The sequence below is a fragment of the Pseudomonas sp. efr-133-TYG-103a genome (assembly GCF_030209235.1).
Classification (GTDB): domain Bacteria; phylum Pseudomonadota; class Gammaproteobacteria; order Pseudomonadales; family Pseudomonadaceae; genus Aquipseudomonas.
Genome location: NZ_JARVSK010000033.1, coordinates 1 through 25318, shown reverse-complemented (window position 1 = coordinate 25318; position 25318 = coordinate 1). Strand labels below are relative to the sequence as shown.

Annotated in this window: 23 protein-coding genes; 7 read left to right on the top strand and 16 right to left on the bottom strand. The window is 60.0% G+C overall.

Annotated elements, in window-relative coordinates:
* Positions 1 to 67: 67 nt before the first annotated feature.
* The 4 genes from cfa to QRN36_RS23790 all read right to left on the bottom strand — a co-directional run bounded on the left by cfa (position 68) and on the right by QRN36_RS23790 (position 4176).
* Positions 68 to 1225 (bottom strand): cyclopropane fatty acyl phospholipid synthase, encoded by a 1158-nt coding sequence (gene cfa / locus QRN36_RS23805; RefSeq protein ID WP_285426287.1) that lies wholly within the window; start codon positions 1223 to 1225, stop codon positions 68 to 70.
* Positions 1226 to 1647: 422 nt separating this feature from the next.
* Positions 1648 to 2481, bottom strand: coding sequence for a thymidylate synthase (locus tag QRN36_RS23800; protein WP_285426286.1), 834 nt, complete (start codon positions 2479 to 2481; stop codon positions 1648 to 1650).
* A gap of 55 nt (positions 2482 to 2536) precedes the next feature.
* Positions 2537 to 3349 carry a prolipoprotein diacylglyceryl transferase gene (lgt, locus tag QRN36_RS23795; RefSeq protein WP_285426285.1) on the bottom strand — a complete coding sequence of 271 codons (813 nt, stop codon included), beginning with the start codon at positions 3347 to 3349 and terminating at the stop codon, positions 2537 to 2539.
* Positions 3350 to 3393: 44 nt separating this feature from the next.
* A complete protein-coding gene (locus QRN36_RS23790) occupies positions 3394 to 4176 on the bottom strand; it encodes a sulfite exporter TauE/SafE family protein (protein ID WP_285426284.1) in 783 nt (260 codons plus the stop codon).
* 113 nt (positions 4177 to 4289) lie between these two features.
* On the opposite strand from QRN36_RS23790, the gene QRN36_RS23785 reads away from it, so the two are divergent.
* Positions 4290 to 5036 carry an NRDE family protein gene (locus QRN36_RS23785; RefSeq protein WP_285426283.1) on the top strand — a complete coding sequence of 249 codons (747 nt, stop codon included), beginning with the start codon at positions 4290 to 4292 and terminating at the stop codon, positions 5034 to 5036.
* An 82-nt stretch (positions 5037 to 5118) separates the two neighbouring features.
* Here QRN36_RS23785 and ptsP read toward each other — a convergent pair whose 3' ends face one another.
* Together ptsP and QRN36_RS23775 are read right to left on the bottom strand one after the other, a co-directional pair.
* Positions 5119 to 7398: a phosphoenolpyruvate--protein phosphotransferase gene (gene ptsP, locus QRN36_RS23780; protein WP_093465520.1), complete on the bottom strand. Its 2280-nt coding sequence runs from the start codon at positions 7396 to 7398 to the stop codon at positions 5119 to 5121.
* Positions 7399 to 7419: 21 nt separating this feature from the next.
* Positions 7420 to 7899 carry an RNA pyrophosphohydrolase gene (locus QRN36_RS23775; protein ID WP_062379340.1) on the bottom strand — a complete coding sequence of 160 codons (480 nt, stop codon included), beginning with the start codon at positions 7897 to 7899 and terminating at the stop codon, positions 7420 to 7422.
* A gap of 165 nt (positions 7900 to 8064) precedes the next feature.
* Between QRN36_RS23775 and QRN36_RS23770 the strand changes: the two genes are divergently transcribed.
* Positions 8065 to 8721: an HAD family phosphatase gene (locus QRN36_RS23770; protein WP_285426282.1), complete on the top strand. Its 657-nt coding sequence runs from the start codon at positions 8065 to 8067 to the stop codon at positions 8719 to 8721.
* Between the two features lie 39 nt (positions 8722 to 8760).
* Here QRN36_RS23770 and QRN36_RS23765 read toward each other — a convergent pair whose 3' ends face one another.
* Both QRN36_RS23765 and ilvA read right to left on the bottom strand, forming a co-directional pair.
* Positions 8761 to 9189: a DUF2269 family protein gene (locus QRN36_RS23765; protein WP_285426281.1), complete on the bottom strand. Its 429-nt coding sequence runs from the start codon at positions 9187 to 9189 to the stop codon at positions 8761 to 8763.
* Between the two features lie 316 nt (positions 9190 to 9505).
* Positions 9506 to 11020 (bottom strand): threonine ammonia-lyase, biosynthetic, encoded by a 1515-nt coding sequence (ilvA, locus tag QRN36_RS23760; RefSeq protein ID WP_285426280.1) that lies wholly within the window; start codon positions 11018 to 11020, stop codon positions 9506 to 9508.
* Positions 11021 to 11264: 244 nt separating this feature from the next.
* Between ilvA and rpiA the strand changes: the two genes are divergently transcribed.
* Positions 11265 to 11936 (top strand): ribose-5-phosphate isomerase RpiA, encoded by a 672-nt coding sequence (rpiA, locus tag QRN36_RS23755; RefSeq protein ID WP_285426279.1) that lies wholly within the window; start codon positions 11265 to 11267, stop codon positions 11934 to 11936.
* A gap of 101 nt (positions 11937 to 12037) precedes the next feature.
* Here the strand turns inward: rpiA and QRN36_RS23750 are convergent, their stop codons facing one another.
* From QRN36_RS23750 to QRN36_RS23735, 4 genes are all read right to left on the bottom strand, one after another.
* Positions 12038 to 12946, bottom strand: coding sequence for an SdiA-regulated domain-containing protein (locus QRN36_RS23750; RefSeq protein WP_285426278.1), 909 nt, complete (start codon positions 12944 to 12946; stop codon positions 12038 to 12040).
* A gap of 111 nt (positions 12947 to 13057) precedes the next feature.
* A complete protein-coding gene (locus tag QRN36_RS23745; protein ID WP_285426277.1) occupies positions 13058 to 13981 on the bottom strand; it encodes an SdiA-regulated domain-containing protein in 924 nt (307 codons plus the stop codon).
* A gap of 183 nt (positions 13982 to 14164) precedes the next feature.
* Complete coding sequence (locus QRN36_RS23740; protein WP_093465647.1) at positions 14165 to 14830, bottom strand: fumarylacetoacetate hydrolase family protein; 666 nt, start codon at positions 14828 to 14830, stop codon at positions 14165 to 14167.
* Between the two features lie 48 nt (positions 14831 to 14878).
* Positions 14879 to 16273, bottom strand: a complete 1395-nt coding sequence (locus QRN36_RS23735) for an FAD-binding oxidoreductase (protein ID WP_177182166.1) — start codon at positions 16271 to 16273, stop codon at positions 14879 to 14881.
* 204 nt (positions 16274 to 16477) lie between these two features.
* Between QRN36_RS23735 and serA the strand changes: the two genes are divergently transcribed.
* Positions 16478 to 17707, top strand: a complete 1230-nt coding sequence (serA, locus tag QRN36_RS23730) for a phosphoglycerate dehydrogenase (RefSeq protein ID WP_285426276.1) — start codon at positions 16478 to 16480, stop codon at positions 17705 to 17707.
* 75 nt (positions 17708 to 17782) lie between these two features.
* Here serA and QRN36_RS23725 read toward each other — a convergent pair whose 3' ends face one another.
* Together QRN36_RS23725 and QRN36_RS23720 are read right to left on the bottom strand one after the other, a co-directional pair.
* Positions 17783 to 18220, bottom strand: coding sequence for a DUF4399 domain-containing protein (locus tag QRN36_RS23725; protein WP_093465658.1), 438 nt, complete (start codon positions 18218 to 18220; stop codon positions 17783 to 17785).
* Positions 18221 to 18410: 190 nt separating this feature from the next.
* A complete protein-coding gene (locus tag QRN36_RS23720) occupies positions 18411 to 19049 on the bottom strand; it encodes a 2OG-Fe(II) oxygenase (protein ID WP_285426312.1) in 639 nt (212 codons plus the stop codon).
* 194 nt (positions 19050 to 19243) lie between these two features.
* Here QRN36_RS23720 and QRN36_RS23715 point away from each other — a divergent pair, with 194 nt between their 5' ends.
* Positions 19244 to 19984, top strand: coding sequence for a DUF2059 domain-containing protein (locus QRN36_RS23715; RefSeq protein WP_285426275.1), 741 nt, complete (start codon positions 19244 to 19246; stop codon positions 19982 to 19984).
* 33 nt (positions 19985 to 20017) lie between these two features.
* Here QRN36_RS23715 and QRN36_RS23710 read toward each other — a convergent pair whose 3' ends face one another.
* The gene (locus QRN36_RS23710) at positions 20018 to 20965 is read right to left on the bottom strand and encodes an alpha/beta hydrolase (RefSeq protein WP_285426274.1); all 948 of its coding nucleotides are present in this window, start codon (positions 20963 to 20965) and stop codon (positions 20018 to 20020) included.
* 108 nt (positions 20966 to 21073) lie between these two features.
* Between QRN36_RS23710 and QRN36_RS23705 the strand changes: the two genes are divergently transcribed.
* Positions 21074 to 21658, top strand: coding sequence for a DUF6436 domain-containing protein (locus tag QRN36_RS23705; protein ID WP_285426273.1), 585 nt, complete (start codon positions 21074 to 21076; stop codon positions 21656 to 21658).
* A 15-nt stretch (positions 21659 to 21673) separates the two neighbouring features.
* Here the strand turns inward: QRN36_RS23705 and QRN36_RS23700 are convergent, their stop codons facing one another.
* Positions 21674 to 22588: a ParB/Srx family N-terminal domain-containing protein gene (locus QRN36_RS23700; RefSeq protein WP_285426272.1), complete on the bottom strand. Its 915-nt coding sequence runs from the start codon at positions 22586 to 22588 to the stop codon at positions 21674 to 21676.
* A 173-nt stretch (positions 22589 to 22761) separates the two neighbouring features.
* On the opposite strand from QRN36_RS23700, the gene QRN36_RS23695 reads away from it, so the two are divergent.
* Entirely contained in the window at positions 22762 to 25149 is a 2388-nt protein-coding gene (locus QRN36_RS23695; protein ID WP_285426271.1) for a penicillin acylase family protein, read from the top strand.
* The last annotated feature ends 169 nt before the right edge of the window (positions 25150 to 25318 follow it).

The window sequence follows — 25318 nt, the reverse complement described above, 5'->3', positions numbered from 1 at the left end:
CTGGCTTAAGCCGCAATCGTCTGAATGCGACTCAGAGCCAGCGTGCTCCTGCGGAGACGGGGCTTACTCAAATCTGGCTGCGGTGGTATCCATGCGGCACGCCGCCCTTGGACAGCACCCATTGCCACAATTGAATGTCACGTGCACGGAAAGCACCTGCACAGGAAAGCAGGTAATAACGCCACATGCGATAGAAGCGCTCACCCAACTGATCTTGAAACTGCGGCCAGGCCTTCATGAAGTTATCGTGCCACGCCATGAGAGTCTTGTCGTAGTCCGCGCCAAAGTTGTGCAAATCTTCGACGACAAACAAGCCATCCATGGCATCGCCCATTTGACCAATGGACGGCAAGTCGCCATTGGGAAATATGTATTTGTCGATCCATGGGTCAGGATAAGAGTTGCGCTGGTTCTTGCCGATGGTATGCAGGAGGAAAAGACCACCCGGCTTCAAACACCGATGAGCCAGTTCCATGTATTCACGGTGGTTCCTGCGCCCGACATGTTCAAACATCCCCACGCTGGCAATAGCGTCGAACTCTTCATCGAGCTCACGGTAGTCCTGAAAACGAAACTCCAGTGGCAGATGCTTGTAACGCTCCTTGGCCCAGGCGATCTGCTCTTTGGAAATGCTCACGCCAACGGCTTCTACCCCATAGTGCTCCGCTGCATAGCTCATGAAGCTGCCCCAGCCACAGCCGATATCCAGCACGCGCATGCCGGGCTTGAGCTGCAACTTGCGGCAGATGAGGTCCAGCTTGGCGGCCTGCGCTTCTTCCAGATTGCTCGCGTTCTCCCAATAACCACAGGTGTAGGTCATGCGCGAATCGAGCATATTGGAATAGAACTCGTTGCCGAGATCGTAGTGCACCTCGCCCACGGTCTTGGAGCGCTGGATGTTCTGCCTGTTCATGAACTTGGCCATGAGCGCGTAGAACACCAGCCGTATTGGCTTGACGTCGTCGGTCATGCCGGTTTTCAGCAGTCGGTGGAAGAATTCGTCCAGTTGCTCACTGTCCCACTGGCCATCCATGTAGGCCTCGCCCAGCCCCAGATTGCCCTGCGCGAAGGCGCGCTCGATGACGCCCGGCCCATTGAAGCGGATATCGGAGGGTGCCGACCCGTTAATCTGAATGCCTGCTTCGTTGAGGATGCGCGCTGCGGTGCGATACAAGCCGGAGGTATGCTCCGAAAAGGTGTCCGTGCTGAAGTTCGTCGTGGTCATGGATGATTAATTCCAAACGCGTTGTCAGGCTAAAGACTTATAGGAAGACCCCGACTATAGAACAACCCATCAACGGATTTAAACTCAATAAAGACACTCAATAGATTGAAAATATCTATCGTGCCGATTTTGTTTACGAACGTGCAAAACACTTATTACGCGGCTGCAACAATACGACTTTACCCTAGACCTTCATATGATAGACAGGTGACTTTTAACCAGATGGAACATAGTAAGTATGTGCTCTTTTATATAGCCACAAAGCGCGAGAGGACATAACAACTCCGGTAGTCTCCAATATGAATAGCGCATGCCGCCACTTGGCATGTGACGATAACTGGTTGATTTGGCACAGCAAAAAATGACGACGGGAGCACATTTGCTCCCGTCGATTGCATAAGGCAAGCCTTGCGGCTCCTCGGTCAGACGGCGACCGGCGCCTTGATGCTCGGATCCGCTTCGTAACCTACGATCTCGAAATCCTCGAAACGGTAGTCGTAAATGCTGTCCGGGCGACGCTTGATGTTCAGCTGCGGCAGCTTTTTCGGCGTGCGAGTCAGCTGAGTGGCGATCTGTTCTTCGTGGTTGGAATACGCATGCGTGTCGCCAAGACTGACGATGATCTCGTGAGGGATCAGGTCGCACTGCTGGGCCAGCATATGGGTGAGCAATGCCAGCGCCGCGATGTTGTAAGGCAAACCAAGGAATACATCGGAACTGCGGATATACAGCTGCATCGACAGCTTGCCGTCAGCAACGAACGCTTGATACAGCAGGTGACACACAGCCAGCGCCTGACGACCCGCCTTCACGTTTTCCTGCGGAGACAGCTTTTCATCCGGCAGGTATTCGGTGTTCCAGCCGTGGAAGAGGATGCGGCGGCTGTTGGGGTTGTTCTTCAGGCAATCGACCATGTAGTCGATCTGGTTGATCTTGCCGCCATCCTTCGTCGGCCAGCCCGTCCACTGCGCGCCATACACCGGGCCCAGATCGCCTTCTTCAGTCGCCCATTCATCCCAGATGGTCACGCCATTGTCGTTGAGCCATTTAGTGTTGGTGTTGCCGCTGAGCATCCAGATCAACTCATTGGCAATGCTTTTGAAGTGCAGCTTTTTGGTGGTCAACAGCGGAAAGCCATCGGCCAGGTTGTGACGGATCTGACGCCCGAACACCGCAGTGGTGCCGGTGCCGGTGCGGTCGCCCTTACGGGTTCCGTTGGCAATGACGTCCTGTAACAGCTCAAGGTATTGCTTCATGCCCAAAGGCCCTCTGTAGCGTGAATCCGCCGAGCCCGGGGCCCGGCGATTCGAATCAAACGGCTGCGTTGTTGGCAGCAGGCGCGCGGTGGTAAGCCAGCCAGATCAGCACCAGACCACCAATGATCATCGGCAGGCTGAGAATCTGACCCATCGTGACCCAGCCCCAGGCCAGATAACCCAACTGGGCGTCCGGCACGCGGACGAACTCCACGACGAAACGGAAGATCCCGTAGAACAGCGCGAACATGCCGGATACGGCCATGGTCGGACGCGGCTTGCGCGAGAAGAAATAGAGAATGACGAACAATGCCACACCTTCCAGCGCAAACTGATAAAGCTGCGACGGGTGACGCGGCAACTGAGCAGGATCGCTATAGGGTGGGAAAATCATGGCCCACGGCAGGTCGGTCGGTTTACCCCATAACTCGCCGTTGATGAAGTTGCCGATGCGCCCGGCGCCAAGGCCGATCGGCACCATCGGTGCGATGAAGTCCATCAGCTGGAAGAACGATTTGCCGTTGCGCTTACCGAACCAGTACGTCGCGATCATCACGCCGATGAAGCCACCATGGAACGCCATGCCGCCCTTCCATACTTCGAAGATCAGCAACGGATTGGCGATGTAATTCGGCAGATCGTAGAAAAGCACGTAACCCAGCCGTCCCCCGACAATCACACCCATTGCGACCCAGAAGATCATGTCCGAGAGTTTTTCCTTGGTCCATGTCGGGTCGAAGCGATTCAGGCGACGGGACGCCAGATACCAGGCACTGCCGATACCGACCAGATACATCAGGCCGTACCAGTGAATTTGCAGCGGACCGATGGCCACGGCTACCGGATCAATCTGCGGGTAAGGCAGCATTGCGACTCCTTAAAATAGAACGCTCACTGAGCGACAAAGCAAAACTAGATCAGAAAACTGGTACCGACGACCACGAGCAGCAGCGCGAACAGTCGTTTCAGCAGCCTGGGTGACAGTTTGTGCGCAAGCCTGGCACCGAATCGCGCAAAGAACATGCTGGTCACGGCAATGCCGATCAGGGCCGGCAGATAGACGAAACCGAGACTATGCGGTGGCAACAGCGGATCGTGCCACCCAAGAATCATGAAACTTATGGCACTGGCCACCGCGATTGGAAATCCGCAGGCCGACGACGTCGCGACCGCTTGCTGCATGGTCAGGCTGCGCCATGTGAGAAACGGCACTGTCAGCGAGCCGCCGCCTATCCCGAAAATCGCCGAGGCCCAGCCGATGACGACACCTGCTGCGGTCAATCCGGGCTTGCCCGGCACCCCTCGGCTGGCTTTGGGTTTGAAGTCCAGAGCCATTTGAACGGCGACCAGTATGGCGAACACGCCGATGATTTTCTGCAGATGCGGCCCGGCAATGTAGCTGGCTGTCAGCGAGCCCAGGCCCGCACCGATCAGGATACCGACGGTCATCCACGCGAACACCGCCCAGCGCACGGCGCCCATGCGGTGGTGCGCGCGAACCGACTGGATCGAGGTGAAGACAATGGTTGCCAGCGACGTGCCGACCGCCAGATGGGTCAGAACCGAACTGTCGAAACCTTGCAACGTGAAGCTGAACACCAGCACCGGCACGATGATGATGCCGCCGCCCACGCCGAATAATCCGGCCAGCACCCCGGCGCATGCGCCCAAAGCCAGATAGAGCAGAAATTCCATGGGCGTCTCCCGAAATCAGTGCGGCATGTTACCGGAGCGCGCCGATCGGCTCTAGCAGCGTGCGATGGATGTCAGCGCCGGGTGTGGGTAGAGTGGCAAAAAAGGAGTCATTCATGTGCCTGATCGTCTTTGCCTGGCGCCCGACCCATGCGCAGCCGCTGGTGCTGGCAGCCAACCGTGACGAGTTTTACGCGCGACCCACGCTGCCACTGGGCCGCTGGGAGGAAGTACCGCAAGTCTGCGCCGGCCGTGATCTGGAAGCCGGCGGCACCTGGCTTGGCGTGAATGAAGACGGCCGCTTTGCAGCCCTGACCAACATCCGCGATCCAGACCAACCCATGGGCCGGCGGTCGAGGGGCGAGCTGGTTGCTCATTTTTTGACCGGCGCGCTGTCCATCGACGACTACCTGCGCGAAGTTGCTGCACGCGCTAGCGAATATGGCGGTTTCAACCTGCTGGTGGGCAACCGCGAGCAGTTGCACTTCCTCAACGCTGCCAACCCGACGCCGTTGCGCTTGCAGGCGGGAATCTACGGCGTATCCAACGCAGGGCTCGATACGCCCTGGCCCAAGCTGGTGAAAGCCAAAGCGCAGCTGTCGGCGCATCTGGACGATCCACAACCTGACGCGCTGCTGCAATTACTCGCCGATCCCCAACCTGCGCCAGACGCAGAATTGCCGAACACCGGTGTCGGGCTGGCGACCGAGAAACTGCTGTCGAGTGTGTTCATCGCCAGCCCCAATTACGGAACGCGCGCCAGCACCGTGCTTTTCGTCAACGCCGACGGCAGCCGCAGGTTGATCGAGCGCAGCTTCGGCCCGTATGGCGGGCGATTGGGAGAGATAGACCTGCAGCTCTGATTGACGCTGCGAACGAACCTTAGCGGACCGAACCCCGTGGAACCCGATTTTGTGGGCGGCCCCTGGCAGGACCGGCCCAGGCTCAATGACCCTTGACGGACCCCGGATTGATCATCCGCGCCAACCCCAGGTTTCTCAGCGCCAGCTGCAGCGAACTGCTGATGACTTGCGGGTTGTCGTTCTTCATCAGTTGATCGAGCAGTTCCTTGGCTTTGCTGAGGTTGATCTGGCGCAGCATCCACTTCACTTTCGGCAAGTTGGTGGCGTTCATCGAAAGACTGTCGAAGCCCATCGCCATCAACAGCACCGCCGCTGCCGGATCGCCCGCCATTTCGCCACAGATACTCACCGGCTTGCCTTCGGCATGGGCATCGCGAACGACATTCTGCAGCGCCTGCAGCACCGCAGGGTGCAGATAGTCGTACAGATCAGCCACCCGTGGGTTGTTGCGGTCGACCGCGAGCAAGTATTGCGTCAGGTCGTTGGAGCCCACGGAGAGGAAGTCCACCTGACGCGCCAGCTCGCGGGTCTGATACACCGCAGCCGGGACTTCGATCATCACGCCCACCGGCGGCATCGGCACATCGGTGCCTTCGTCACGCACCTCGCCCCACGCACGGTGGATCAGGTGCAGCGCTTCCTCGGTTTCGTGAGTGCCGGAAATCATCGGCAGCAGAATCCGCAGGTTGTTCAGGCCTTCACTGGCCTTGAGCATGGCGCGGGTCTGCACCAGGAAGATCTCAGGGTGATCGAGCGTGACCCGGATGCCGCGCCAGCCCAGGAACGGGTTGTCTTCCTTGATCGGGAAGTACGACAGCGCCTTGTCACCGCCGATATCCAGCGTACGCATGGTCACAGGCAGCGGGTGGAAAGCAGCCAGTTGCTCGCGGTAGATCGCCAGCTGTTCCTTTTCGCTCGGGAAACGCTGGTTGATCATGAAGGGGACTTCGGTGCGATACAGCCCGACGCCTTCTGCACCGCGCTGCTGCGCGCGGGCAACGTCGGCCAGCAGGCCGGTGTTGACCCACAATGGCATGCGATGCCCGTCCAGAGTGACGCACGGCAACTCGCGCAGGGCATCGAGCCCCTGGGACAGCTGGCGCTCTTCCTCGACGACCACCGAATACTGCTTGCGCAGCACTTCACTCGGGTTGGTGTAGACCTCGCCGTGGTAGCCATCGACGATCAGCTCGATGCCGTCGACCTTGGAATACGGCAGATCGACCGCGCCCATGACGGTAGGAATACCCATGGCCCGGGCCAGAATCGCCACGTGGGAGTTACCCGAACCCAGTACCGAAACCAGACCGACAAGCTTGCCTTCCGGCACTTCACCCAGCATCGCCGGGGACAGTTCTTCACTGACCAGAATGGTGTTGTCGGGATATACCAGTGCCTGCTGACGCGCTTCCTGCAGGTACGCCAGCAAGCGACGGCCGAGGTCTTTGACGTCCGATGCACGTTCGCGCAGGTAGGCGTCGTCCATCAGCTCGAAACGTTTGACGTGTTCGTTGACCACCGAGCGCAGCGCGCCCTGCGCCCACTGGCCGGTCTTGATGACATTGGTAACTTCGCTGCCCAGCGATGCATCGTCGAGCATCATCAGGTAGACGTCGAACAGCGCGCGCTCTTCCGGGCGCAATTGCGTAGCCAATTTCGCCGAAAGCGTGCGCATATCGCTACGAACGCCCTCTAGGGCGTTCTGGAAGAGCTTAAGCTCGGCGTCGATGTCGGTGACGGACTTGTCCGGGACCACTTCGAGATCGGCCGGCGGGAGCATGACCAGGGCCGTGCCCACTGCTGCGCCCGGTGAACCGGGCACGCCGACGAATTTGGCTTCCTGAATACCTTTGCCTTGCCGGCCCAGGCCGCGAATCGAGCCGGTGGCTTCGGCATGGGCGATGACGCCTGCGAGCTGCGCGCTCATGGTCACCAGGAAGGCTTCTTCACCTTCGTCGAACTGACGACGTTCCTTTTGCTGAATGACCAGCACGCCCACCACACGCCGGTGGTGGATGATCGGTGCACCGAGGAAGGAGGCAAAACGCTCTTCGCCGGTCTCCGCGAAGTAGCGATAACGCGGGTGATCGGCGGCGTTTTCGAGATTCAGCGGTTCTTCGCGCGTACCCACCAGACCGACCAGGCCTTCGTTGGGGGCCATGCTGACTTTGCCGATTGAGCGCTTGTTCAGGCCCTCGGTCGCCATCAGCACGAAGCGATTGGATTCAGGGTCGAGCAAATAGACCGAGCAGACCTGGCTGCTCATGGCCTCCTTGACGCGCAACACAATAATCCCCAACGCCGCCTTGAGATCCTTGGCGGAGTTAACTTCCTGGACGATCTTGCGCAGCGTATTGAGCATGGCTCGGGGTCGAACTCCGTGTCAGTCGCGCGCCAACAGGCGCGGGGCAAGCTCTTTGAGTGCGCGTCGATACACCTCGCGCTTGAATGTCACCACCTGGCCCAACGGATACCAATAACTGACCCAGCGCCAGCCATCGAACTCCGGTTTACCGGTCAAATCCATCCGCACCCGCTGCTCATTGGAGATCAGGCGCAGGAGAAACCATTTCTGCTTCTGGCCGATGCACAGCGGCTGGCTGTGCGTGCGGACCAAACGTTGCGGCAGACGATAGCGCAACCAACCGCGGGTGCAGGCAAGAATTTCAACGTCATGCCTTTCCAGCCCGACTTCTTCATTCAATTCACGATAGAGCGCGTCTTCCGGCGTTTCCTGAGGGTTGATTCCCCCTTGCGGAAACTGCCAGGCATCTTGATTGATACGGCGAGCCCATAAGACCTGGCCTGCATCATTTGTCAGAATTATCCCGACATTAGGGCGGAAACCATCGGGGTCGATCACGGCTACAACCTCGCAAACGCATGTCGCCGCATTGTTCCACAAAGATCGTGAAGGCAGCAACGAGCCGTCGACAGCTTATCGTGACAACTGCATTAATAGATGCGATCTCTTGGTCAAACCTCGTATTCTTGTGCTCTTTTTTCAGTTATTTCAGCGAGTAACCCCATGCGCCTGGCATTATTCGACCTCGACAACACCCTCCTCGGCGGCGACAGCGATCACGCTTGGGGCGACTATCTGTGTGAGCGGGGCATTCTTGATGGCGCCGCCTACAAGGCCCGCAACGACGCGTTTTATCAGGACTATCTGGCCGGAACGCTGAACCTGACCGATTACCTGAATTTCAGCCTGGAAATCCTGGGTCGCACCGAGATGGCGCAACTTGACGAGTGGCATGGGGATTTCATGCGCGACTGCATCGAGCCGCTGATTCTGCCCAAGGCCATGGCTCTGATTGCCAGGCATCGGGATGCTGGCGACAAGCTGGTCGTCATCACCGCGACCAACCGCTTCGTCACTGCGCCGGTGGTTACGCGCCTGGGCATCGACACGTTGCTGGCGACCGAATGTGAGATGGTCGACGGCCGGTACACAGGTCGCACGACCGACGTACCGTGCTTTCGCGAGGGCAAGGTGACGCGCCTGAACCGCTGGATCGAGGAAAACGGCTTCGATCTGGAAGACAGCTACTTCTATAGCGACTCCATGAATGATCTGCCGCTGCTGGAGCAGGTCGCGAATCCGGTGGCCGTCGATCCTGACGAGAAGCTGCGTGCCGAAGCGACCCGTCGCGGCTGGCCGGTGATTTCGCTGCGCGACTGACGAAGACGATCTGCCGGGGCAAGCCGATCAAAGGCTTATTCAGACGGGCTTGGCGCCCATCAACCCGGCAATCGACACGAAGCAGACAGTGCTGAAGATTGCCAGCGCCAGCGTGAACCTGGGATTACCCACGACCACCGGACGGCGCAGGCGATTGACGCGCACTGCGAGCCACGCCCAGCTCAGTGCGCCAAAGGTGTACAACACGCTCGCAGCCAGCAGCCAGGTCTGCCCCAACGGCCAACCGGCGTAATGCACCAGCCACCAGCCACTGACCGGCAAGGTCAGCAGGCACAACCCCATCAGCAACCAGACAAACACCCAAGGCCTCTGCATGGCGCGATTCTGCACCGTCAGATCCCCGGCCCTGCGGCCGCGAACGATCCAGACGATCATCGCCAGCGCACCAACGAACAAGAGTGCCGTGGTGACCATGTGCAGGATTTTCAATGCGGCGAAGTGTTCCATCGCGGTTTGTTTCCTTATATAGAAGCCATGCTTCTGAGCGTAGCCGTACGCGGGCAAGCGCGCTCCTGCAGGGCTGCCTGGTTTCAGGAACGGGCCACAGGACCTGTAGGAGCGAGCTTGCTCGCGAAGACTGACTCCCGGGCGCTGAGTATCCGGCGGATTTACCAGCCTCTTCCCGGCTAAAGCCGGTCCTACAGATGCCGCAAGCTTTTCGTAGGACCGGCTTTAGCCGGGAAAGCGTCGGGGTGTTCGCCGTAGACCTAAGGGGGCGTTAAAGACCGTTGGCTCACTCCCACCGGGCGTACGCAATGGCGACTCAGCCGAGAAACAGTTTGTACGCCGGGTTGTTGCTCTCGTCCCAATACGGATAACCGATTTCCGCCAGCGCTTGCGGCACCAGATGGCGCTCGTCTTCTGGCACGACCAGACCGGCCACCACGCGGCCGTCGGCGGCGCCGTGGTTGCGGTAGTGGAACATCGAGATGTTCCACTTGCCGCCCAGTTTGTTGAGGAAGTTGAACAGCGCGCCCGGCCGCTCGGGGAATTCGAAGCGCAGCACCACTTCATCGCTGACCCGTTCCGAATGCCCACCGACCATGTGCCGCAGGTGCAGCTTGGCCAGTTCGTTGTCGGTCAGGTCCAGCACCGGAAAGCCCTGCGCCCGCAGGCTGGCGATCAGCGCCTTGCGCGGGTCGTTTTCCGGGTGGGTCTGCACGCCGACGAAGATGTGCGCCTCGCGGTCGGTGTGGTAGCGGTAGTTGAATTCGGTGATCTGGCGCTTGCCGACGGCCTCGCAGAACGCCTTGAAACTGCCCGGCTGCTCGGGGATGGTCACGGCAATGATCGCCTCGCGACCTTCGCCCAGTTCGGCGCGCTCGGCGACATGGCGCAGGCGGTCGAAATTGACGTTGGCGCCCGAGTCGATGGCGACGAACGTCTGCCCGGTGACGCCGTATTCTTCGGTGTATTTCTTGATGCCCGCCACGCCCAGCGCGCCGGCCGGCTCGGTGATCGAGCGGGTGTCGTCGTAGATGTCCTTGATCGCCGCGCAGATTTCGTCGGTGCTGACCGTGATCACCTCGTCGACGTAGTCCTTGCAGATGTCGAAGGTGTGCTGGCCGATCTGCGCCACAGCGACGCCGTCGGCAAACAGCCCGACCTGCTGCAGCACCACGCGCTCGCCGTAGGCCATGGCCTGCTGCAGGCAGTTGGAATCGTCCGGTTCGACGCCGATCACCTTGATCTCGGGACGCAGGTATTTGACGTACGCCGCGATACCGGCGATCAGCCCGCCGCCGCCAACCGGCACGAAGATCGCGTCGAGCTTGCCCTGATGCTGGCGCAGGATTTCCATGGCGACCGTGCCTTGTCCGGCGATGGTGTCAGGGTCGTCGTAAGGGTGAATGTAGACGTAGCCTTTTTCCTCGACCAGCTTCAGGGAATACGCCAGCGCCTCGGGGAAAGAGTCGCCGTGCAGCACCACTTTGCCGCCGCGCGAGCGCACGCCTTCGACTTTGATCTCCGGCGTCGTCTTGGGCATGACGATGGTGGCCTTGATGCCCAGCTTTCTGGCCGCCAGCGCCAGCCCCTGCGCGTGGTTGCCCGCCGAAGCCGTGACCACGCCGCGGGCAAGCTCCTCGGCGCTCAGTTGCGCCAGCTTGTTGTACGCGCCGCGAATCTTGAAGGAGAACACCGGCTGCAGGTCTTCGCGCTTGAGCAGCACCTGGTTGCCGAGTCGCTCGGACAACTGACGAGCGCCCTGCAGCGGGGTTTCCACGGCGACGTCGTAGACGCGGGAGGTGAGGATTTTCTTCACGTACTGTTCGAGCATCGGAAAGCATCACTGGCGAAAGGGCAAGACCGGGAAGTCTACCCCGCGTCCCGACGCACGACCACACCAAGAGTCAGGCTTTAACGACGGCATGTCGCTATAATGCCCGCCCTCTAAACCTATCGCTCTCCTGTAGGAGCGCGCTTGTCCGCGACAGCATCGTTTCATTGGGCTCATCGGTGCCTGACACAACGCCTTCGCGGGCAAGCGCGCTCCTACAGGCTCTTTACCTCTGGAGCCCCGCATGACCCAGGATCAACTCAAACAGGCCGTCGCCCAGGCCGCCGTCGACTTCATCCTTCCCAAGCTCGACGACAAAAGCATCGTGGGCGTCGGCACCGGCTCCACCGCCAACTGCTTCATCGATGCGCTGGCACAACACAAAGGCGCATTCGACGGCGCGGTCGCCAGTTCCGAAGCCACCGCAGCGCGCCTGAAAGGCCATGGCATTCCGGTTTATGAACTCAACACGGTCAGCGACCTTGAGTTCTACATCGACGGCGCCGATGAAAGCGACGAGCACTTGAACCTGATCAAGGGCGGCGGCGCAGCCCTGACCCGCGAAAAAATCGTCGCGGCGGTCGCCAAGACATTCATCTGCATTGCCGATGGCAGCAAGCTGGTGCCGGTGCTGGGTGCGTTCCCGCTGCCCGTTGAAGTCATCCCGATGGCACGCAGTCATGTGGCGCGGCAACTGGTGAAACTGGGCGGTGATCCGGTTTATCGCGAAGGCGTGGTGACGGACAACGGCAACATCATTCTCGACGTTCACAACATGAACATCACCCATCCGGCGGAGCTTGAAGCACAGATCAACGCCATCGTGGGCGTGGTCACCAACGGCCTGTTCGCAGCGCGCTCAGCCGATCTGCTGCTTTTGGGCACTCAGGAAGGCGTGAAAACCCTGACGCGCTGATCATCAACAGATTCCACGCGCCGTGGCAGTTGAGCAACACAGCCTTCGTGATCAGCCTCACTGCCACTGTTCGATGCGCGCGCAAAGCGTGACTGAGCGGCTTATTTCTTCCTGAACGCGTAAAACAGGTTCGGCTCGCTGACCACGTACAGCGTTCCGTCATCACCCATCGCGATGCCCTCGGCCTGGGGCACACTGCGTTCAAGGCCCATGCTGCCTTTGCTCAGCGACACGTTGGCCACCGGCCGCCCCTGAGTATCGAGCTCGAGAATCTGCCGCGATTCATCCGACAGCGCCAACAAATGCCCGCTGCGCTCATCGAATTGCAAACTGGACAGGTCGCGCACGAACAACCCGGCATCGCGCTGCTTGCTCGAAGTGACTTCCAGAATATTCGTCGGAGCGGCATTGGCGCGGGGGAAGCCGCGCACTTCGATGATCTGAACCGGCTTGCGCTCCTTGGCCACAAACAGGCGCTGCCCCTGATTGTCATAGGCCAATCCTTCAAAACCGCTGTTGCCGCCGGCGCCCACCCCAAGCGTCAGCTGCTCGGCTTGCCCGGCATCGAGGGCGACGGTGGCATCGTCGACCTGCACCTTGATCAAACGCTGACCATGCTCATCGCTGATCACGTAAGTGCCGGGGCTGATGTACTCCACCGCTTCGGCATCGCCAAACCCGGTCAGACGAATGCGCCGCAGCACCTGCCCGTCCAGACTCAGCTCGACGAGTTCGGGGTGTTTATTGGTGACCGTGAAGAGGGTTTTGCGCTGCGGGTCGTAGCTGAGTGCTGAAACGTCGTCGAGCCCCTCAATGGCTTTGCCTTCGACCACCACTTCGAACTCATCAAGCCCCAGCGCCTGAGCGTTGGTGGATTGCCAGAACACATGCCAGTTGAACCAAAGCCGCTCGATGACGCGGTATTCGCGGGCGGTGAAGTACAAAGCCGCAAGCACAATGACGACGAGCAAGGTGAGCAGGACGCTCTTGAGAGGCGACAGACGGGTCATGCGAATGGCTCAGCATCGAAAAGGGGCCGCTTTAATACCACTTTTCGATGAAGCCTGGCTTAACAACTGCTGCCGAGGTCATCGGCGGACACAAAAAACAGTGCGGTCAGGTCACTGCTTTTTCTTGAACGAGTAAAACAGGTTCGGCTCACTCACCATATAAAGAGTGCCGTCTTCATCCATCGTCACGCCTTCTGCGCGCGGGATCGTCTCGCTCAATCCATTGAAGCCGTGCAGCAGGGTCATGAAGCTCACCTGATTCCCCTTCTCGTCCAGCTCCAGCAGCATGTGCGACTCGGCAGACAGCACCAGCAAATGCCCGGTCTTCTGGTGCGCATACAGCGAGGACAGGTTGCGCACGATGAGGTTGTCGTTGATCAGTTTCTTTTTCGTGCCGTCCACTTTGCCGCTGACGTCAGCCTTCAGGCTGTACAGCGCCGGCGGCCGCTCCTCGCCAAACAGGAACTGTTGGTTGCGCGGATCCCAGGCGATCCCTTCGAAGGCTTTGTTCTGATCCTTCGAAGGGCCAAGGTCATATTTGGGGAAGTCAGCAATGTTCAGCGTCTTAGTGTCCGGCGTCACCGTGACCACAGTCACCAGATGCTGACGCTCGTCGACGATCGCGATCTGGCCATTACCCAGAACAGCCAGGGCCTCCGGATTGCTCCAGCCTACGAGCGGAATCTTGCGGATGACATCGCCTGTGAGGGTCAATTGCGACAGGAATGCATTTTTGCCCATGACCGCATACAGCGTCTTGCTCGCCGGGTCGTAGGACACATCGGACGCCTCGTCCTTTTCCATCCCCGCCAACGGCTTGGCGTCGATGTCGACCTGATAATCCGGCAGCCAGACGCTGGCCGCGCGTTCGGCGGGCGTTACACCGCGCTCACGCAACCACAACAGCCCCCGGTCATTCCAGTCCCACGCGAACGACAGACCGGCCAGGATCACCAGAACGGCGATCAGTAACCACGCCCAGCGCATGCGCCGGCGGCTCTTGGTTGGGGTCAGCGTTTGAGCATTAACGGCCATCGAAGCAATCCTGAGAAAGTACGTCCATGGGCACAGCGCGGCGCCGCGGTCGGCGAGGAATTATCCAGATCGTTTGTGAAAAAAACGGCAACGCGTGGGTCTGGAACAGGCATTCAACCGGTAAAACAAAAAAGGCCGCCTGCACAGGTTCGCAGGCGGCCTTTACTGGCCGGGCCGGATCGATCAGCGCACGTCGCTTTCAAAACGGCTGTGACCGGGCAGCTCCAGCACGATCTGATCGCCGACGTTGAACGGCCCAACGCCAGCGGGCGTGCCGGTCATGATCAAGTCGCCCGCCTGCAGGGAAAACTGCGAGGCCATGTGCTGAATCATCGGCACGATAGGGTTGAGCATCTGGCTGCTGTTGCCATCCTGACGAACCTCACCGTTGATGCTCAGCCGAATGGCGATATCGGTGAGGTCAGGGTAACGGTCCGCCGAGACGAATGGAGCGATAACCGCCGCACCGTCAAAGGACTTGGCAATTTCCCACGGCAGACCTTTTTCCTTGAGACGGGATTGCACATCGCGCAGCGTCAGATCCAGCCCCGGTGCGAAGCCGGAAATGGCGTCCAGCACCTCTTCACGGCTCGGATTCTTGCTCAGCGGCTTACCGATCAGCACCACGATTTCGGCCTCGTAATGCACCGAACCGCGATCCTGCGGAATGCTGAACCCGCCTTCGAGCTCGACGACGCAGCTGCCGGGCTTGATGAACAGCAGCGGCTCGGTCGGCACCGGGTTGTCCAGCTCCTTGGCGTGCTCGGCGTAATTGCGGCCGATGCAGACGACCTTGCCCAGTGGAAAGTGCACCTTCGTTCCGTCGACATACTTGTGCTGGTAGCTCATGAGCGCTCCTGAATACGAGATCGGCTTGTTATAGGTGAGAACCGTCGCTTAAACCGCGAAGATCTTGCCCGGGTTCATGATGCCGTTCGGATCGAACACCGCTTTAACTGCCTTCATGTATTCGATTTCCACAGCCGAGCGGCTGTACTCCAGATAGTCGCGCTTGGTCATGCCCACGCCGTGTTCAGCGGAGATGGAGCCGTTGTAGCGCTGAACGATCTCGAACACCCATTTGTTCACCGTCGCACATTTGGCGAAAAACTCATCCTTGCTCAAGTTTTCAGGCTTGAGGATGTTCAGGTGCAGGTTACCGTCGCCGATGTGCCCGAACCAGACAATCTCGAAGTCCGGGTAATGCTGGCCGACGATGGCGTCGACATCGGCCAGGAACGCCGGGACTTTCGAGACGGTCACGGAGATGTCGTTCTTGTAAGGAGTGAAGTGCGAGATGGTCTCGGAAATGAACTCGCGCAGCTTCCACAGATTCTGCAGCTGCTGCTCGCTCTGGCTCATCACGCCGTCCAGCACCCAGCCCTGCTCGACGCAGTGCTCGAATGTTTCCAGTGCGTGGTTGGCCACCTCTTCGGTCGTGGCTTCGAATTCGAGCAGCGCATAGAACGGGCACTCGGTCGCAAACGGCGACGGGACATCGCCTCGCGCCATGACTTTGGCCAGCGCCTTGTCGGAGAAGAACTCGAACGCGGTCAGGTCCAGCTTGCTCTGGAAGGCGTGCAGCACCGGCATGATCGCGTTGAAGTCAGTGGTGCCGAGCACCATCGCCGTCAGGTTTTTCGGAGCGCGATCCAGACGCATCGTCGCTTCGACCACAAAGCCCAGCGTGCCCTCGGCGCCAATGAACAGCTGACGCATGTCGTAGCCGGTCGCGTTCTTGATCAGGTCCTTGTTCAGTTCGAGAATGTCGCCCTTGCCGGTGACGACTTTCATGCCAGCGACCCAGTTACGGGTCATGCCGTAACGGATGACCTTGATCCCGCCCGCGTTGGTGCCGATGTTGCCGCCGATATGACTCGAACCGGACGAGGCGAAGTCGACCGGGTAATACAGGCCGTTCTCTTCCGCCAGGTGCTGCAGCTGCTTGGTGACCACGCCAGGCTGGCAGACGGCGGTACGGTCGGTGAGATTGAGCTCCAGCACCTGATTCATGTAATCGAACGCAACGACCACTTCGCCATTGGACGCCACGGCCGCCGCCGAGAGCCCGGTCCGGCCGCCCGATGGCACCAGTGCGACCTTGCGTTCGTTAGCCCAGCGGACGATGGCCTGAACCTGCTCGGTGGTCTTCGGGAACACGATTGCCATCGGCGCAGGCGCGAAGTGCTTGGTGTGATCCTTGCCGTAAAACTCAAGGGAATCGGCGTCGGCAAGTACTTTGCCAGGCTCAACCAGGGTCTTCAGTTCATCAATCAGGGCAGGATGTGTCATCGACAGAACTCTCGAACAATTCATGGTGATCCTGAGAACGGCTCACGTCGCAGGAGCGGGTATTTAGCGGGGCACATATGCTAGCATACCGCCCCCGCAGAGACGTGCCTGAGGCCGACCTGCGGAGGCGCCGTTGCGCCGTGCGGCCAGCTTTGAGGCTGACCATTCCCTGCCATTTTTTCTCCGGGACACAGGTTTACGCAGATGAGCAAGACTTCCCTCGACAAGAGCAAGATCAAGTTCCTTCTTCTCGAAGGCGTCCATCAATCCGCAGTCGACGTCCTCAAGGCCGCCGGTTACACCAGCATCGAGTACCACACCAAGTCTCTGCCGGAAGCCGAGCTGAAGGAAAAGATTGCCGACGCTCACTTCATCGGTATCCGCTCCCGCACCCAACTGACCGAAGAACTGTTCGACAGCGCCAAGAAACTGGTCGCAGTGGGCTGCTTCTGCATCGGCACCAACCAGGTTGACCTGAACGCCGCCCGCGAGCGCGGCATTGCCGTGTTCAACGCCCCTTACTCCAACACCCGTTCGGTCGCCGAGCTGGTGCTGGCAGAGGCGATTCTGCTGCTGCGCGGCATCCCGGAGAAAAATGCGTCCTGCCACCGTGGCGGCTGGATCAAGAGCGCAGCCAACTCTTTCGAAATCCGTGGCAAGAAGCTGGGCATCATCGGTTACGGCTCGATCGGTACGCAGTTGTCGGTTCTGGCCGAAGGCCTGGGCATGCAAGTGTTCTTCTACGATCCACTGACCAAGCTGCCACTGGGCAACGCGACCCAGGTTCCGAGCCTGCATGAGCTGCTGGGTCTGGCTGACATCGTCTCCCTGCACGTGCCTGAGCTGCCGTCCACCCAAATGATGATTGGCGAGACCGAAATCCGCGCCATGAAGAAAGGCGCGATCCTGATCAACGCCGCACGTGGCACCGTGGTCGATCTCGACGCACTGGCCAGCGCGATCAAGGACAAGCACCTCATCGGCGCCGCCATCGACGTGTTCCCGGTCGAACCGCGCTCCAATGACGACGAGTTCGAAAGCCCGTTGCGTGGCCTGGATAACGTCATCCTGACCCCGCACATCGGTGGCTCGACTGCCGAAGCCCAGGCCAACATCGGTCTGGAAGTGGCGGAAAAACTGGTCAAGTACAGCGACAACGGGACGTCCGTGTCTTCGGTCAACTTCCCTGAAGTGGCCCTGCCTGCTCACCCGGGCAAGCATCGCCTGCTGCACATCCACGAAAACATTCCGGGCGTGCTCAGCGAAATCAACAAGGTGTTCGCGGAAAACGGCATCAACATCTCCGGTCAGTTCCTGCAGACCAACGAGAATGTCGGTTACGTGGTGATCGACGTCGACGCCGAATACTCCGATCTGGCGCAAGAAAAGCTGCAGCAGATCAAAGGCACCATCCGCAGCCGCGTGTTGTTCTAAGCCCTGTTGACGGGCGTAAAAAGGAGACCTTCGGGTCTCCTTTTTTGTGCCTGGCGATGGCGAGGACCGACGCGTTTATTTGACGGTGATCGTGATTTTCTGCGACTCAACCACTGGGTTCAGCGGCACGTGGTTCTTGTCGCCCACCAGCAACTGCAACGTGTGCTGGCCCGGGGTGAGGTTCAGCTCGGTCTCGGTCTGGCCTTTACCGAAGTGGCGAATGTTGTCGGTGGTGGGCAACGGTGCGCTCATGTCAGGCTGGTCTTTGACGTCGATCAGCAAGTGGTGATGACCGGTCTCGGGCACATCGACGCCCGCCGGCGCAACGCCCATGCCTTTCAAACCGAACTGCACTTTAAAGGTGCCGTTTACCGTCGCTCCGTCCTTGGGCGAGATGATGTACACCTCTGCCCCGGCAGGCGAAGGCGTGCGCGGGACATCCGCCGCCTGAGCCACACATGCAGCCCCCAGCAACAGTGCGGCGAAGGCAGTTTTTGCAAATAAGGTCTTCATGATCTCTCCCGTTCTGGATTTTATAGGCGCTCAGTGCTGACGAAAGCTCGGCTCAGCAGGCAGGGAACGCTCAAGTACGGTCTTTACCTTAGCGCTATCCAGCCATGGGCACGTCGGGCGAACGGATTTATGTAGAAGATTTCATTTTTGCAGACGCCGTCGTCGGGCAATGCCGTTGCAGCGGCAGCCGTCAGAGTTCCAGCGGATCGTTGCCGCGGCGCCTGAACCAGCCGGTCAGCGACAGGCGCTCACGTGTGGACGGCAAGACCTCGTGTGGCATATCGCCCGAGAGAAACACCACCAAACAGCCACCGGTGGGCTGCACGTCGTACTCGACGCCATTCTTGAGGTACATGCGCAACTGACCGCCATGCTCGGGCAACCAGGCGTCGTTGAGGTAGATCACCGCAGACACCATGCGCTTGTCGTCATCGCGAAAGCGGTCGACGTGCTTTCGGTAGAAAGCGCCCGGCGGATACAGCGCGAAATGGCTTTCGAAGTCTTCAAGCCCCAGAAACAAGCCGCGATTGAGGGCCTGACGCAAGCTGTCCATCAGTGCCAGATAACGATCGCAAGGCTCGGCCTGACCGGCCTCCAGCCACTGAATGTGATCACCGCGAATGCCCTCGCGAACCTCCTGTGCTGGCCCGCGTCCGACGGCAGCAGGCGCAAGCTCGCCTTCGGCTGCGCGCGTGCGGCACTCGAGCGCCAGCTCGCGGGTCAGGCTGTCGGGCAGGAAGATGTTCTGCTGCGACCAGCCACGCTCGGCCAGGTCGTCGACGATTCGCAACAGCAACGGGTGATCGGGGGATATGAGCATGGCGCGCATAGTATCCATACGCCGGTGAATCCGACAGAGCCCGCGGTCTGCCGGAACAAGAATATTTTGTCACCGGGGAAAATCCGCCGCACACCGACACGAAAACGGCCGAACCCACGGGTTTTCTTGGGGTCTGGCAACTGTTAACTCGACAAATCCCCGCCACCCCGCCGAGAATAGCGGCCTGCCGACAGGAGTCTCTAATGCGCCGTCTGTTTTTCCTGCTGTTGATGTTCTGCACCATGCCCGTTTGGGCAGACGGCCACGACCAGCTGTACAAGGTCGCCGGCTGGCCAGAACAGCGCGCGCATTTCACCGACGCCCTCAAAGCCGCGCAGCAGCGCTACCGCAACAGCCTGCCGCCAGCGGTCTTCGATGCACTGGTCAACAACAGCAATCAGCGGTTTGCCGCGCAAGCGATGGATCAGCGCGCCGAACAGAAGCTGCGCCAGAGCCTGCAAGACCCCAATCCCGCACTGCAGTTTTTCCAGTCGCCGCTGGGCCGCAAGATCGTCAATGCCGAGCTGACGGCAACCCGCCCCGATCAACTGGCCAAAAACGCTCAGGGACTTCCGCACATTCAGGCCGATGACAATCGCACGCTGATTATCGGCCACCTGGCCAACGCCCTGCCCGCCCGCGAGGCTGGCGCCGAAGTGAGCCTGGCCATCGCCGGCGTTGCTGCGGACAGCCTGAGTTCGATGATTCCGGGACTGATGGGAAGCGGCTCGACCCAGGCCATGCTCGACGGCCAGCGCCAGCGCCTGATGGCGCAGATCGGCAATGACCTCAACAACACGCTGCTGTATGTCTACCGGGACTTGTCCGATGCGGAGCTGGATGAGTTCGCCACGTTCGCCGAATCCAGCGAAGGCAAGGCTTATTATCAGGCCGCTCTGGCCGCGATCCGTGCAGGCTTGGCGGTCGGCCAGAACGTGAAGTAACGCCGCACGCCGAAACCTTTCAACGCACGGCGATCAGGATTGCTTCATCCGCTGCGTCAGAAACTCGAAAAACTGCGCCCGCAATTCCGGCAGCTCATTGGCCAGGTGATGCCGCGCCTCATGCAGCATGAATACTTGCGGCTGCTCGAACTTGTCGTTGAGCACGGCCAGATTGTGGCTCCAGTCCACCGTCATGTCCGACTCGCCCTGAATGATCAAAGGGCTGCGACGGCTGCGCGGCGCGCTTTCGATGCGTTCGATCCACTTGGCCAGCGCACCGACCCACGCGGTCGGCAAGCGCCTGGGCTGCAGTGGGTCGGCCATCAGAAACGGCAGAAAAGCGGGCGCGTTGGAGTTTTCGCTGAAACGCCGGTCGATGCCTTTTACGAAAGCGCGCAGCAGGTAATAGCTGACCTTGGACAACGTCCAGCCACGCGGGCGCACCAGAGGCGCTAGCAGAATAGACTGGCCTTGCGCCGGACTTTCATTGCCACGACTGAGCAGATGATCGATGACGATCGCACCGCCGGTGCTCTGCCCGCAGAGATGCCATGGCTTGGGCAACTGCAGCGTGGCGGCTTCGACGAACAGACGCTCCAACACCAGCTGGTATTCGGCGAAATCAGTAATGCTCGCCCTCGTTCCGCTGGACAGGCCATGGCCTGGCAAGTCACAGGAAATCACCGCAAATCCCAGCTCCAGCGCCCATTCGACGACGTGACGATACAGCCCCATGTGATCGTAGAAACCATGCACCAGCACGAGGGTAGCCACAGGCCGCTCTGGCATCCACAGCTGAGTGACGATTTCATAGCCACCAATTTCGAAACGCCCCAGCCGGCTGTTTACCGCACCCTCGCGGCCCAGCCCCAGCATGTTGTAGAAACGCTGGTACGCCAGACCTTCTTCGGAAAGCGCCAGGTTCGCACTGAGCGGCTGAAGCCCGGCGCGCAGGTGATCGGGGTCGAACGAGTCGGACATCGGTATTCCAGATCAGGCAGGTTTAGGGTTTGGGGGGCGCCGCTGCTTGCGAGTTTCTTCTGTCCGTCAAGGCGTGGCAAGCTACGGCATCCAAATCGAAGCCGCCTCATGACTGCTCATTCCCGCATTCGACGCCGCACTGTAATCGCGCTGATCGCCCTCGCCTGCGCGGCAGTTCTGTGGCTTGGCTTCACGTGGTTTGAGGGTCGATACCTTCGGACGTTCAGTGACACGACCGCCTTGTTCGCCGGGGACAGCTTGAGGCTACCGCCAGAGCTTGCCGGCCCCGGACCGATCCGTGTCGTGCATTTCTGGGACCCTGCCTGCCCGTGCAACGTCGGTAATCAGGAGCATCTGAGCGAACTGGTCGCGCATTACGCCGGGGTCGGCGGCGTGGCGTTTTACGCGGTGCAAAAACCAGGCACTCGCGGGCAATTGCCGGTCACGCTGAACGCGATCAAACCGCTGAGCCACCTGCCCGGCGCCGAGCGAATGACATCCAGCCCGGCCATTGCCATCTGGGATCGCCAAGGCAAACTGGCGTATTTCGGCCCTTACAGCGAGGGGTTGGTGTGCAATTCACAGAACAGCTTCGTCGAGCCCATTCTTCAAGCGCTCAGCGCCAATCGCCCGGTCAATGCCACACACACTATGGCCGTGGGGTGTTACTGCCCATGGCAACCCCCCGACTGAAACGCCCTGCCGTGGTCAGTGCGTGCTCTTGTAGTCGATCACATAGGGCAGCTTTTCACTGGCGGTCCTGGTCAGGACCTTGCGCTTGACCGACTTGAATCCACCGAGCTGCCTGGCCGTCATGCCGCCGCCCACCGACTTGCTCGACGGCGGCTTGACCATCAGATCACTCGCTGCCTGCAATGCCTGGTGATAGCCGCTGCGCTCGCTGAGGTTGAAGTCCGCCAACTTGAGCCGGTCACGCAGCCAGTCTGCCCAGTAGAACTCCAGAAACTCGGGCGACACCTCGCCTGCCTTTGGCTTGTCGTAAGCAGCGCCACGCACGAAGTAAACAATGCTGCGCAGGATGTCGTTCTGCATGGATTTGAGGCCGACATGGGCCGGCAATTGGTCGGGAGCAATGGCCTGACCGTTGCCGTCCTTGAGCCAGACCTTGTGTGTCTGCTGCATGCGCGCCCAGAAGGCAGGCATGTCGGCGCTGTCGCTGAAGACATCGGTGATGCGTACCTTCATTTTCATCTGCGGACCTGCGCCGGGCTGTTCCCACAGCGCGCTGAACGTGTGGTGTCCGTCGGTGAGATAAAAATCGCCGCCCGGGCCCACGACCACGGTCTTCATCTGTTGCGGATGGGCATTGGGCTCGTCCTTGCAGGCAAAGCTTTCCGGCTTCAAAGGGTCGGCAGACTCACTCACCGGCCGGGCCTTGACCTGGCCATTGCTCTCGCAGATCTCGTCGAACAGCGCCTGCCGGTCTTTGGCGAAACGCTCCAGCTTGTAATAGACCTGATCGAAGCCGATCACCGCCTGCGTGGGATGGACCTGATCAAGCGTGACCTCAACCACATCACCCGGCTTGGGCCCAGTGAAGGCATACGCCTGAGCCGAAAGCAGGAGCAAAAGGATCGTAAGCCTGCAGGATTGGATGCGCATGGTTCGGGACTCTCTAGGACGTCGGCTCAGCTTAATGCAATAACCACCTGGCACAACCTGCACGCGGCGCGATTAATCCAGCGCACGAAGACGCTCCCGGTGATCACCTTCTACCCAGCCAGGCGACAAATCTGTAGCCTGCCAATCCTTCTCGATCCTTTTTTGAGTCCCGCATGAAACGCAGTTTCTACGTCATTGCCGTCGCGCTTGTCCTCATGGCGGGCGGCGGCGCCTGGTACGTCCACAGCAAGCAACCGGTGCGCGACGGCGAGATGAAGCTGGCGCACTTGAACGCGCCGGTCAGCGTGCGCTACGACGAGCGCGGCGTGCCGCATATCAAGGCCGATAACGAAGACGATCTGTACCGCGCGCTGGGCTACGTGCATGCGCAGGATCGCCTGTTTCAGATGGAAATCCTGCGCAGGCTGGCGCGCGGCGAGCTGGCTGAAATCCTCGGTCCGAAGCTGGTGAATAACGACAAATTGTTCCGCAGCCTGCGTATTCGCGAGCACGCAGACGAGTACGTTGCCCGCCAGGACAAGAACACCCCGGCGTGGAAAGCACTTCAGGCCTATCTGGATGGCGTGAACCAGTATCAGGACACGCATTCCAGCCCCATTGAGTTCGACGTGCTGGGCATCGAAAAGCGTCCGTTCACGGCGCAGGACACGCTGAGTATCGGCGGTTATCTGGCTTACAGCTTTGCAGCAGCTTTTCGCACCGAACCGTTGATGACGTTCGTGCGTGATCGGCTCGGCCCGGATTACCTCAAGGTTTTCGACCAGCCCTGGCAGCCCGACGGCGCGCTGACGCAGGCAGCCGTCTTGAGCGACAGGGATTGGCAAGGTTTGGGTGATCTTGCGCTGCTGAGCCATCAGGCCCTGGAAAAAGCCGGCCTGCCGCAGTTCGAGGGCAGCAATGCCTGGGCCGTGTCGGGCAGTCGTACACAGAGTGGCAAGCCGCTGCTGGCGGGTGATCCGCATATTCGCTTTTCAGTGCCCGCGGTGTGGTACGAGGCGCAGCTCTCGGCGCCCGGTTTCGAGCTCTATGGTCACTTTCAGGCGCTCAACCCCTTCGCGCTGCTGGGCCACAACATGGATTTCGGTTGGAGCCTGACCATGTTCCAGAACGACGACCTGGATTTGATCGCCGAAAAGACCAATTCCGACAATCCCGGTCAAGTCTGGTATCACGGCGCCTGGGCGGACATGACATCGCGCCTGGAGCAGATCAAGGTCAAAGGCCAGGCGCCTGTCACGTTCATGTTGCGTCAGTCCCCACACGGTCCGATCGTCAATGACGCGCTCGGCAACGCAGCGCCCGACACGCCTGTTGCGATGTGGTGGTCATTTTTGGAGTCGGAGAACCCGATCCTTCAGGGCTTCTACGAGGCGAACCGCGCCGACACGCTGGAAAAGATGCGCACTGCCGCTCAAAAGATCCAGTCACCGGGCCTCAACGTGGTCTACGCCAATGCCCACGGCGACATCGGCTGGTGGGCCGCCGCTCAGTTGCCCGTACGTCCGGCGGGCGTGAATCCGACTTTCATACTCGACGGCAGCAGCGATCAGGCCGACAAGAACGGCTTTTACCCCTTCACAGCCAATCCGCAGGAAGAAAACCCTGCACGTGGCTATATCGTCTCGGCCAATTTCCAGCCGGTCTCGCCGACCGGCATCGAAATTCCAGGCTATTACAACCTTGCCGAGCGCGGCCGTCAGCTCGACAAACAGCTGAGCGACCCTGAGGTGAAGTGGACGCTGGAAAAGAGTAAAGCCTTACAGTTGGGCACGACGACTGACTACGCAGCGCAGATCCTGACGCCACTGATTCCGGTGCTGCGCCGAGTCATCAGCGATCCCGAAGAGCACGATCTGATCGAGCGCCTCGCAGCCTGGAAGGGTGACTACCCGGTGGATTCGGTAGGGGCCACGCTGTTCAACCAGTTCCTGTTTAATCTGAGCGATCAGGCGTTCCATGACGAACTGGGCGATGGGCTGTTCACGACCTTGCTGTCAACCCGAATGATCGACATGGCGCTGCCGCGACTGGCCGCCGATGCGAATTCTGTGTGGTGGAACAATCGCAATTCGAACGAACCCGAAAGCCGGGACAACACCGTGAAAGTGACCTGGCATGCGACGGTTTCGCATCTTAAATCTCTCTACGGCGTGAACCCGGACGAATGGACCTGGGGCAAGGCGCACACGCTGACCCACGAACATCCGCTGGGCCGTCAGCCGCCGCTGGACATGCTGTTCAACGTCGGCCCGTTCGCTGCACCGGGCACCCATGAAGTGCCGAACAACCTCTCGGCCGGCATCGGCAATGCGCCATGGCCTGTGAGTTATGGGCCTTCGACGCGACGACTGATCGACTTCGCCGACCCGGCACACGCGCTGGGTATCAACCCGGTCGGGCAAAGCGGCGTGCTCTTCGACAAACACTATGCCGATCAGGCAACGCGCTACATCAACGGCGAATACGTGCCGCAGCGTTTCAGCGAACAGGATGTGGAGGGGAACAGCGAGGCGGTATTGAAGTTGGTGCCAGGGCGATAACCCCGTCAGACCTGCAGCCCGACAGCAGTCCCCAACGTGTAAGACAGGCTGGAGTTCTAACCCGTAGGACCGGTTTTTAGCCGGGAAGACTCTGGAGTTCCAAACCGTAGGACTGGCTTTAGCCGGGAAGGCGTCGGGTGTCACACCGCAGAATCTCAGCGCTCACACT